Below are 9233 nucleotides of genomic sequence, written 5' to 3' on the forward strand. Positions count from 1 at the left end.
GCGTCGCCCGCAAGCTCACGCCGGATTGTTTGCACGACTGCGGCCGCGCAGCGCTTCCCACTCTTCGATCGTACGCGGCCAGTCGGACTTGAGCAGCCGCGACAGCGAGCGGTCGGCGAGCAATCGCCCTTCCGTCTGACAACCCGGACAGTAGTTGGTTTCGTTTTCCGCGTAGCGAATGCGCTGCACCGTGGCGCCGCACGCCGGGCAGGGTTGGCGATAGCGGCCGTGTACCGCGAAATCGTCGCGAAACGCAGTAACATCGCCAGCCCCGGGAAACCGATCCTTGAACTGCTCGCGCAGCGTGGCGGTCCACCGCTGCAGGACGCCGCGGGTCGCCGCAAACAGACGACCGATGTCGTCGTCACTGAGTTGGCTCGTCAGCTTGATCGGCGACAGGCGCGCCGCGTGCAAGATCTCATCCGAGTACGCATTGCCGATCCCGCTGAAGCGGTGGGGATCGGTGAGCACGCGCTTGAGCGTGTGATTGCCGTCGAGCAGCGCAACACGAAAGGCGGCCGCATCGCACTCGAGGACTTCGAGACCGCCGGGATCGTGCGCGGCCAGCTCCGCTCTACCGCGCACGAGGTGCAACGATGCGCGTTTCTTTGGACTCGCCTCGGTCAGCAGCAGCGCGCCGGTCGGAAAGTCGAAGGCGGCGAGTCCGATACGTCCGGGCGGTTTGGCACCGCGTCGTCCCCAACGAAAGCGGCCGGCGATCATCAGATGAAAGACAAGGAAGAGATCACCGCCGAGAGTCAGCACGATCCGCTTGCCGAGCCGGTCGACCGCACCGACTAGTCTTCCCTCGACCTCCTTGATCGGCGGATCGACCGAGCGCAGCACAAACGGACTCGCCAAGCGCACGCGCTCCAGCGGCAGTCCCACGATGCGTGGCCGCAGGGCTGAGCAATACATTTCGACGTCAGGCAACTCGGGCATCGCTGCTCTCACATCACAATCACGGGTAGTCTTTCAAATCGCAGGGCCGCGCTTGCAGCGCTGGCCCTGCCGAGAGGCGCTCGTCAACAACTCGAGACGACAGCACATTTGGATGCGTTTCCAATCCGCTTGAATCCACCGCTGACCCAGATGTATGAGCAAGCATGCGCTCAGGCGTGCTGACCTACGGATACCAGTGCGGCTTGCCAATATCGCTGTTGCGCTCAAATCAAAGTTAGGTGCGGGCCTTTGCGATGGATCACTTTCATAGGCTTGGCTGGAATGCTGCTCGGCTGTACGGCCACCGCACGCAAGCCGCAGTCGTGTAGGTTCGTCATCGATTGGAATAGTTCAACCCCCGACCGAGAACGAGCTATCTGGCTCGCCTATCTCATGTACCGGGCCCAGCATGCGGGACCAACGAATGTATGTGGGAGCGAAGAGACCGTGGTGATCCCAACTTTTGACCAAGAAGTTCAGGCACGCGATGAGACGCTCAAGACGTATCACCGCCTCCAGCAACACGATCCCGAGTTGGATTTGGCCTACTTCGACGATCTGTCGCGAGTTGCGGGGGCCGGGTTCATGCGAGAATACGTTTGGGTGTACCTGCGACAGAAGTCCTGGACGCAGGAGCCGTCCGGCCTGCGCGAATCGGAGTTCGAGATTTGGCGCGAGTCGAATCTCAAGGGTCACGTCCCACAAACACAGGGCGCGGTTAAGGTGATCGCATCAACCCCATGAACGAGAGCGCTCTAGCAAACCGATGCGTTGGCGCTGTGTGACGTCGGAGACTGCGGGGTGTGAATGATGCGAAGACGCCAACCCGACTCCACCATGCAGGGTCTCCTCGACCGCCAAGCTGTCATCGATACCGTGTCGCGGATGTGCTGCGCCTTCGACGAGCAGGACTGGCCGGCGTTGCGCGCATGCCTGGCCGACGCGCTCGACACCGACTACTCGCGCTTTCGCGGCACGCCGCCGGCGCGGCTTGCCGCCGATGAGTTCGTGCGACTGCGACAGGTTGGCTTGGCTGGTCTGCGCACGCAGCACCTCAGCTTCAACCACTTGGTCGAAGTCACGGGCGAGCGGGCGTGCTGCCGCTGCGACTTCATCATTCACCGCTGGCCGGTGGAGCAGGCCGATCCGCGCTTCTTTCACACCTATGGCTTCTACCGCTACGAGTTCGTCCGCGTCGTCGAGGGTTGGCGCATTTGCGGCATTACGCAGTTCGTCCTGCGCAGCGACGGCTCGCCGGAGCTGCATGGCGCGCATCGGCCTGTGGATGCTCCCGCCCCATAGTCATGCGTGCAGAGCCATCCATCGAGCAGCATCTTCGCCAGCTCGAAGAGCAACTCCTTCGACCTGACGTGCGCTGGTCCGCGGAGAAGTTGTCCGCGCTGCTGGCGGACGAGTTCGTCGAGTTTGGCAGCTCGGGTCGAGTGTTCGACAAGCAGCAGATCATCGCGGCGCTGCAGGCCGAGTCGCCGACGCGCAGATCGCTGGCGGACTTCAAGACCTCCGTGCTGGCGCCGGGCGTGGTGTTGGCAACCTACCGCGCCATTCGAGACGACGCATCCGGCGAGTCACCAACGTCCTCGTTGCGAAGCTCCATTTGGAAGCTGATGGACGGACGCTGGCAAATGCTCTTTCATCAGGGCACTCCGTCGAATCAGGCACAGTCGAACCAGACATAACGTGCACCGAGGTGGCCTCCCGATGAAGGATCAGTCAGCCGAAAAACAACTCGCTGGTTTCATCGCGAAGTACACTCCCGAGATCGGGGTGCTGGCGCGGGCCGCGCTCGCCAAGATGCGAGCGCGTCTGCCAGGCGCGCTCGAGTTGGTGTGGGACAACTACAATGCCCTCGCCATCGGCTTCGGCCCGACGGAACGTGCATCGGATGTAATTTTCTCGATCGTGGTGTATCCGCGCTGGGTCAGCTTGTTCTTCTTTCACGCAGCGGACCTGCCCGATCCGCGAAAGCTCCTGAAGGGCAGCAAGGAGATCCGCCACATCGTCCTCGACGACGCCGCAACGTTGGACAAGCCGGCGGTTCGGGCGCTAATGGCACAGGCGCTCAAGCGTCTTACCAATTCGCTGGACGCAACGAAGCCGGTCCGCATCGTGATCAAATCCATCTCAGCGAAGCAGCGCCCGCGACGCCCGGCATGATCGGGGCTACCTCGTGGGCGATCTAAACCGACGCTGGACATGCGGGGCACCAACTTCTCAGCGCTCAATCGAAGGGAGAGTCGATCATGAAGATCCCATTCGCCGGTGGCTGCGCGTGCGGCGCCATTCGCTATGAGTGTACCGCTGAGCCGATCCTGGTCCTCAATTGCCATTGTCGGGATTGTCAGCGCGCGGCTGGTAGCGCTTGCGCTTCCGGCATATTCGTTCCGGCAACAGATCTGACGTTCACCAAGGGAACGGCGAAGTACTACGTCAGCACCGCCGACAGCGGCAACATCGCGAGCCGCGGGTTCTGTGCGGAATGCGGATCGCCCGTGGCGGCAAAGCAGTCGGCGTTCCCCGTCTTCGTCATTTACGCCGCAAGCCTGGACGACCCCAGCGACCATCGCCCGACGATGGACATCTTCACATCCAGTGCGCAACCGTGGGATTTCATGGACCCCGCCTTGCCGAAGTATTCGCGCGGAGTCGGATCATAAGTCTCCGTAGGAAAGCCAGCGCTCGTCGTTGAGGCGCAATGACAAGGGAAGCGAGCGGGCCGCGTCTGGTACTCGGTCCGACGGATGGAGAATACAGACTGCAGATGAACGCCGGCACGGACCGCCGACCGATAGAAAGCGATGCCGCGGCAATCGCCAGCGCGTTTACTGCGTAAGCAACTCGCTCCGTGGCTCGCTTCGCGATGGGTATCGCGCACTACGTCTACGACGTGGTTACCTCGAGCGGGCGCTGCCTCGTCGTCCGCATCGGTACGCCGGCTGATACAGCACACTTCGCCGGCGCCGCATATTGGTCGAATCTACTCCGCCCTTTGGGCGTGCCGCTCCCGACCCTCTTGCAAGCCGGAACCCATGCGGGGATGCCGTATATCGTCATCGAGCGCTTGCCCGGGACTGATCTCGGGCTCGTATACGGTGAGCTGACAACGGACGAAAAGCGGGGAATCGCGGCCGAGGTCGCGCGCATTCAGAGCACCGTGCGCAGGCTCCCGGAAGGTCGCGGGTATGGGTTCGTGCATCATCAAGGCGGCCCGTTTCCCCATCGCACGTGGGCTGGCGTCGTGCACGCGTCGCTTGCGCGCAGTCGCGCGTGGATCGACGCGGCACAACTCCTCGACACCGACTTCGTCGATCGAGTCGAGCGCCGCGCGGAACGCTTCGATCGCTACTTCGCCACAATTCCACCGCGAGCGTTCTTGGACGATACGACGACGAAGAACGTGATCGTGCACCACGGTCGCGTGAGCGGAATCGTCGATGTCGATGTCGTCTGCTTCGGCGATCCGCTGTTTGCGCTCGCGCTCACACGAACGGCGCTGCTCAACGACGGACAGATCCCGGACTACGTCGACTACTGGTGCGATCTTCTCGATCTCACAGCCGAGCAACGCGGCGTACTCCAGTTCTACACCACCCTGTTCTGCGTCGTGCTGCTGAGCGAATTCGGACACCGCTTCAACCGAAAGCGCGCGCTCCCGCTCGACGCCGTGCGGCTGAGCCGTCTCACCGCCGCGCTCGACGCACATCTCGCGGAGACGTAGAACTACACCTTCGACCCGCCGACAGTCAGCGCTTTGCATCACCTTGAGAGGACCTCCAATGAGCATGTCGACAACGTATGGCCAGACAGCGTTCATCGAGACCGGGATAGAGATGTACTTTGAGAGTCAGGGCCAGGGCGCGCCGCTGCTGCTGTTGCACGGCTTCACCGGCTCCGGTGCCGATTGGGCGCTCGTATTCAACTCCGCGCCCGCGGGCTACCGGTTGATCATTCCCGATCTGCGCGGGCACGGCCGCTCAACCAACCCTTCGGCGGAGTTCACGCATCGGCAATCGGCGCGCGACGCGTTTTGCTTGCTCGATCACTTGAAGATCGAACGATTCAAAGCGATCGGCATGAGCGCCGGAGCCAAGACGCTGCTGCACATGGCGACGCAGCAGCCCAGTCGAATCGACGCCATGGTGTTGGTCAGCGCCGCGCCCTACTTCCCACCGGAAGCCCGCGCCATCATGGCTCAGATGACCGTCGACAACCGGACCGACGAAGAGTGGCGCGTCATGCGGCAGCGCCATTACCACGGTGACGAGCAAATTCGAGCACTGTGGAAACAAGCACACGCGTTCAAGGACAGCTACGAGGACATGAACTTCACGCCACCGTTGTTGTCGCGAATATCGGCCCGCACGCTGATTGTCCACGGCGATCGAGATCCGCTCTATCCGGTCCGGATGGCGATGGAGTTGCACGCGGCCATCGCTCGATCCCACCTGTGGATCGTCCCGAACGGCGGACACGGCCCTATCTTCGGCAACCAGTCTGCCCCGTTCGTCGAGACCGCCCTCGCCTTCCTGCGCGGAGACTGGCAACCCACGTAGTCGGCTGCACGCTGCGTACGCCGCGGTAGCGCGCCGCCGCATCGTGTACTAAGGCTCCTCGCTTGGGGGGAGTCAGATGAGAATCAGTTCCATCGTGATCAGCGGAGTCGCCCTCGGTTGCCTCGTCTCCTGTGGCGGACCGAAGGAACAAGCCGCGCCCCCGCCGGGCGCAGACGCGCAGGGACACACCGCGCCGACTGACAAGACCGTGGAAGTCAACGCCGCCGTCGCCGGCACGCTTGCCCTCGCAGATCAGCAGGATTTCGACGACGCGAAGCGCGGACTCGTCGCCAGCGATCCAAATGTGATCGTCGACGGTGGCGGCACTCGGATCTGGGACACGAGCGCCTACGGCTTCGTAACCGGTGACGCGCCTCCGAGCGTAAATCCAAGCCTCTGGCGCCAAGCCAAGCTCAACGGCATTCACGGCCTCTTCAAGGTTGCGGACCACGTCTACCAAGTGCGCGGCTACGACGTCTCCAACATGACGTTGATCGAAGGTCATACCGGTTTGATCGTGATCGATCCGCTAACCTCTCAAGAGACCGCGGCCGCGGCACTCGCACTGGCGCGACGCCACTTGGGCAACGCGCCAATCGTCGCCATCATCTTCACGCACAGCCACGTCGATCACTTCGGCGGTGTCGGCGGCGTTCTGCCGCCCGACGCCAAGCAGGCCATCCAGATCGTTGCGCCGCGCGGCTTCATCGAAGAGGCCACCAGCGAGAACATCCTGGCCGGAGTCGCGATGGGTCGGCGGGCCGGCTTCATGTACGGCTTGGGGCTCGCCCGCACGGAACGCGGACACGTTGACACCGGCCTCGGCAAGGCGCCGGCACGCGGTACGATCGGGATCCTCGAACCCACGGACCTCGTCGATCACACCGGGCAGGAAATGCAGATCGACGGCGTTCCCTTCGTGTTCCAGTACGTCCCCGATTCGGAAGCGCCGGCGGAACTGACCTTCTACCTGCCGGAGGTGAAAGCCTTCTGCGGCGCCGAGATCGTCAGCCACACGATGCACAACCTCTACACGCTGCGCGGCGCCAAAGTGCGGGATGCCCTCAAGTGGAGCGGCTACATCGACGACGCGCTCGCGCGCTTTGGCGACATGGAAATCGTGTTCGCGAGCCATCATTGGCCGGTGTGGGGCAACGCCCGCATCGCCGACTACCTCAAGCGTCAGCGCGACACCTACAAGTACATCCACGACCAAACATTGCGGCTCGCCAACAGCGGCCACACCCCACAAGAAATCGCCGAAGAGCTGGAGCTGCCCGCGTCGCTCCGGTCCGTCTTCGCCGACCGCGGCTACTACGGCACCGTGCGGCACAACGCGAAGGCGGTCTACCAGTTCTACTTCGGCTGGTTCGATGGCAACCCGGCGAATCTTGATCCACTGCCGCCGCCGGAGTCCGCGAAGAAATACGTCGAGTTCATGGGCGGAGGCGACGAGGTGCTACGCAAGGCGCGCGAGTCCTTCGCCCAAGGCGACTACCGCTGGGCCGCCACGGTTCTCAACCATCTAGTTTTCGCAGAACCTGAGCGCGCCGACGCGCGCGATCTGCTCGCCCAGACCTACGATCAACTCGGCTATCGCGCCGAGTCGGGTCCGTGGCGCGATGAGTATCTCAGCGGCGCGTTCGAGCTGCGTCACGGAACGCCGAGCACCGCGCTCAACCTCGCCGCTGCGGTGGATCTGCTACGGCACACACCAGTGGATCGCTTCTTCACGTCGATGGCCACGCGAATCAACGGACCCAAGGCCGAGGGTAAGACAATGACGCTGAACTTCGTCTTCACCGACCTCGGCGAGACCCACGTGCTCACCCTCGAAAACGCGGTCCTGCACCACCATCAGCGCGATCCCGAACCCTCCGCGACCGCCACCGTGCGCCTCACTCGCGATTTCCTCTTACGCTTGGTCACGGGACAAGCGGGCTTGCGCGATATGATCTTCTCCGACGATCTCAAGGTGGAGGGCAGTCGCATGGATCTGCTCTCGTTCTTCTCGCTGCTCGACAAGCCCGATGGAAATTTCCCCATCGTCACCCCGTGAGATGGCTTTGCACAACGAAGGCTCTCGATACGATCGCTTCGCGATCTACTCGAGCAAACGGACATTGGGCTCCTCGCGAGAAGAGAACCGCTTCCCCGAGTAGTCGCACTGAGAAGCCGAAGGTTTCGTATCGAAGGGCGGCGTATCGAGGGGCGGCAACCTTTTTGTGCAAAGCCACCGCCCGATCTGCATCGTTGGGCGCGTTGAGGAGGTGAGCAAATGGCGCATCCACATATGCCCTACGATCCGGAAGGCCCGATCAAACGGCTGCGGGAGATTTGCCTCGCACTGCCGGAAGCGACCGAGAAGGAGGCGTGGGGGGAATGTACGTTCCGCGTCGGCGGCAAGATGTTCGCCATGACCGACAACCATCATCACGGGAGTGAGCACTGCTCGGTGTGGGTGAAGGCACCGCTGATGGTGCAGGAGATCCTCGTGGGCTCCGACCCCAAGCGGTTCTTCAAGCCACCATACGTCGGCCACAAGGGATGGATAGGCGTGCGCCTCGACGTGAGGAAGGTCGATTGGGAAGAACTCGCTGACCTTCTCAAAGACGGCTATCTCATGATCGTACCTAAGCGCCTCGCAAAACTGCACGGCCCTGAGGCGGGCGATCTCCCCCCAGCCCCCGCGCCACGAGCCAAGCGCACGCGGACGAAGCGGCGCTGAGAAGCGCTTCCACTTGCCTCACCCGGTCAAGGCGATTGCGTCAGGGGTGGTCGAGCGCGATCAGTCCGAGGTGCTCGCTCACCAGACGCAGCGTGTCGGGGCAGAAGCAATAGCAACCCACGCGGACGATGCGTGATAGGCTGCGACTCTGTCTCCTCGACGCGCGGGGATAGGCTGCGAAAACCTTGCAAGGGTTGCGCAGTCGGTGATATCGGTGCCCGCAGTTCCAACCGGCGAACGAACACGCGAAGATCTACGATGGGCGTGGCGAAAGCGATACACGATAGGCTGACAGCATCGTGCAGTCTATCACGCGGCGAAGCACAGAGGCCGAAGTAGGTGAGCAGATAGTTAGGCGATCGAGGGGGTAATGCGGCGCGCACTTGCCATCCTGTTCCTGCTGCTGATCAGTGGGTGCGTCTCGGTATCTCGCCCAATCTCGCCGCGGGCGCCGATGGTGCAGCAACAATCTGAACTTCCGGCGTCCTACATCGCGCTTCAAGGAGTCTGGACAGTCACTCGGGCTCAGCGCGGAGGCACCGCGATGCCTGATAAGCTTGGCACCATCATGCACTTCGAAGGGAATCGCTTTTGGTTCGAGGGAGATCGGGGCTTCGAGGTATTCGAGATTGATGCGACCACCGAACCCTTCAAGATCGACTATTGGGAGGCAGGGACTGCTGTTCAAGGCATCTTCAAAATCGTTGGCAGCACTCTCGTCGATTGCTCTGCCCCGCCAGGTGTCTCACGACCAACGAGTTTCGATCCGACCGCTCACCCGCGATATATCCTCGTCGAGGCGCAACGCTCGTCCGATGACAAGTGAGTCGCCGCGCACTCCCCACGTGCAGCCTAACACCTATAAGGGCTCCGCTTGTCAAGAAGACGAGACGGTAGCGTCACGGGGGCGGGGTGGCTCTCGTGTAGATCACTGACGCGTCGGTACCGCGGGTCGTGTGCTGACTTCGTTTCGCAGCGGGCACAGACACTGT

At 62.5% G+C, this 9233-nt stretch carries 11 protein-coding genes; 10 read left to right on the forward strand and 1 reads right to left on the reverse strand.

Annotation, left to right across the window (positions count from 1 at the left end):
• Positions 1 to 15 precede the first annotated feature (15 nt).
• Complete coding sequence (locus HYR72_03235) at positions 16 to 942, reverse strand: formamidopyrimidine-DNA glycosylase (GenBank protein MBI1813971.1); 927 nt, start codon at positions 940 to 942, stop codon at positions 16 to 18.
• Positions 943 to 1392: 450 nt separating this feature from the next.
• Between HYR72_03235 and HYR72_03240 the strand changes: the two genes are divergently transcribed.
• The 10 genes from HYR72_03240 to HYR72_03285 all read left to right on the forward strand — a co-directional run bounded on the left by HYR72_03240 (position 1393) and on the right by HYR72_03285 (position 9067).
• Complete coding sequence (locus HYR72_03240) at positions 1393 to 1686, forward strand: hypothetical protein (GenBank protein ID MBI1813972.1); 294 nt, start codon at positions 1393 to 1395, stop codon at positions 1684 to 1686.
• A 63-nt stretch (positions 1687 to 1749) separates the two neighbouring features.
• Positions 1750 to 2244: a nuclear transport factor 2 family protein gene (locus HYR72_03245; GenBank protein MBI1813973.1), complete on the forward strand. Its 495-nt coding sequence runs from the start codon at positions 1750 to 1752 to the stop codon at positions 2242 to 2244.
• 2 nt (positions 2245 to 2246) lie between these two features.
• Positions 2247 to 2639, forward strand: coding sequence for a DUF4440 domain-containing protein (locus HYR72_03250; GenBank protein MBI1813974.1), 393 nt, complete (start codon positions 2247 to 2249; stop codon positions 2637 to 2639).
• Between the two features lie 22 nt (positions 2640 to 2661).
• Positions 2662 to 3117: a hypothetical protein gene (locus HYR72_03255; protein ID MBI1813975.1), complete on the forward strand. Its 456-nt coding sequence runs from the start codon at positions 2662 to 2664 to the stop codon at positions 3115 to 3117.
• Between the two features lie 86 nt (positions 3118 to 3203).
• A complete protein-coding gene (locus HYR72_03260; protein ID MBI1813976.1) occupies positions 3204 to 3617 on the forward strand; it encodes a GFA family protein in 414 nt (137 codons plus the stop codon).
• A gap of 188 nt (positions 3618 to 3805) precedes the next feature.
• Entirely contained in the window at positions 3806 to 4678 is an 873-nt protein-coding gene (locus HYR72_03265) for an aminoglycoside phosphotransferase family protein (protein MBI1813977.1), read from the forward strand.
• A gap of 58 nt (positions 4679 to 4736) precedes the next feature.
• Positions 4737 to 5513 (forward strand): alpha/beta hydrolase, encoded by a 777-nt coding sequence (locus tag HYR72_03270; GenBank protein MBI1813978.1) that lies wholly within the window; start codon positions 4737 to 4739, stop codon positions 5511 to 5513.
• A 76-nt stretch (positions 5514 to 5589) separates the two neighbouring features.
• Positions 5590 to 7572, forward strand: a complete 1983-nt coding sequence (locus tag HYR72_03275; GenBank protein ID MBI1813979.1) for an MBL fold metallo-hydrolase — start codon at positions 5590 to 5592, stop codon at positions 7570 to 7572.
• 234 nt (positions 7573 to 7806) lie between these two features.
• Positions 7807 to 8241 (forward strand): MmcQ/YjbR family DNA-binding protein, encoded by a 435-nt coding sequence (locus tag HYR72_03280; GenBank protein MBI1813980.1) that lies wholly within the window; start codon positions 7807 to 7809, stop codon positions 8239 to 8241.
• 370 nt (positions 8242 to 8611) lie between these two features.
• Positions 8612 to 9067, forward strand: a complete 456-nt coding sequence (locus HYR72_03285; protein ID MBI1813981.1) for a TIGR03067 domain-containing protein — start codon at positions 8612 to 8614, stop codon at positions 9065 to 9067.
• Positions 9068 to 9233 lie beyond the last annotated feature (166 nt).

The organism is Deltaproteobacteria bacterium (genome assembly GCA_016178705.1).
Classification (GTDB): Bacteria; Desulfobacterota; Binatia; order HRBIN30; family JACQVA1; genus JACOST01.

What these genes read in the sequence shown, in the direction of transcription:
- HYR72_03235 (MBI1813971.1), bottom strand. Translation starts at nt 942, where the DNA reads ATGCCCGAGTTGCCTGACGTCGAAATGTATTGCTCAGCCCTGCGGCCA.
- HYR72_03245 (MBI1813973.1), top strand. Translation starts at nt 1,750, where the DNA reads ATGATGCGAAGACGCCAACCCGACTCCACCATGCAGGGTCTCCTCGAC.
- HYR72_03250 (MBI1813974.1), top strand. Translation starts at nt 2,247, where the DNA reads ATGCGTGCAGAGCCATCCATCGAGCAGCATCTTCGCCAGCTCGAAGAG.
- HYR72_03255 (MBI1813975.1), top strand. Translation starts at nt 2,662, where the DNA reads ATGAAGGATCAGTCAGCCGAAAAACAACTCGCTGGTTTCATCGCGAAG.
- HYR72_03260 (MBI1813976.1), top strand. Translation starts at nt 3,204, where the DNA reads ATGAAGATCCCATTCGCCGGTGGCTGCGCGTGCGGCGCCATTCGCTAT.
- HYR72_03270 (MBI1813978.1), top strand. Translation starts at nt 4,737, where the DNA reads ATGAGCATGTCGACAACGTATGGCCAGACAGCGTTCATCGAGACCGGG.
- HYR72_03275 (MBI1813979.1), top strand. Translation starts at nt 5,590, where the DNA reads ATGAGAATCAGTTCCATCGTGATCAGCGGAGTCGCCCTCGGTTGCCTC.
- HYR72_03280 (MBI1813980.1), top strand. Translation starts at nt 7,807, where the DNA reads ATGCCCTACGATCCGGAAGGCCCGATCAAACGGCTGCGGGAGATTTGC.
- HYR72_03285 (MBI1813981.1), top strand. Translation starts at nt 8,612, where the DNA reads ATGCGGCGCGCACTTGCCATCCTGTTCCTGCTGCTGATCAGTGGGTGC.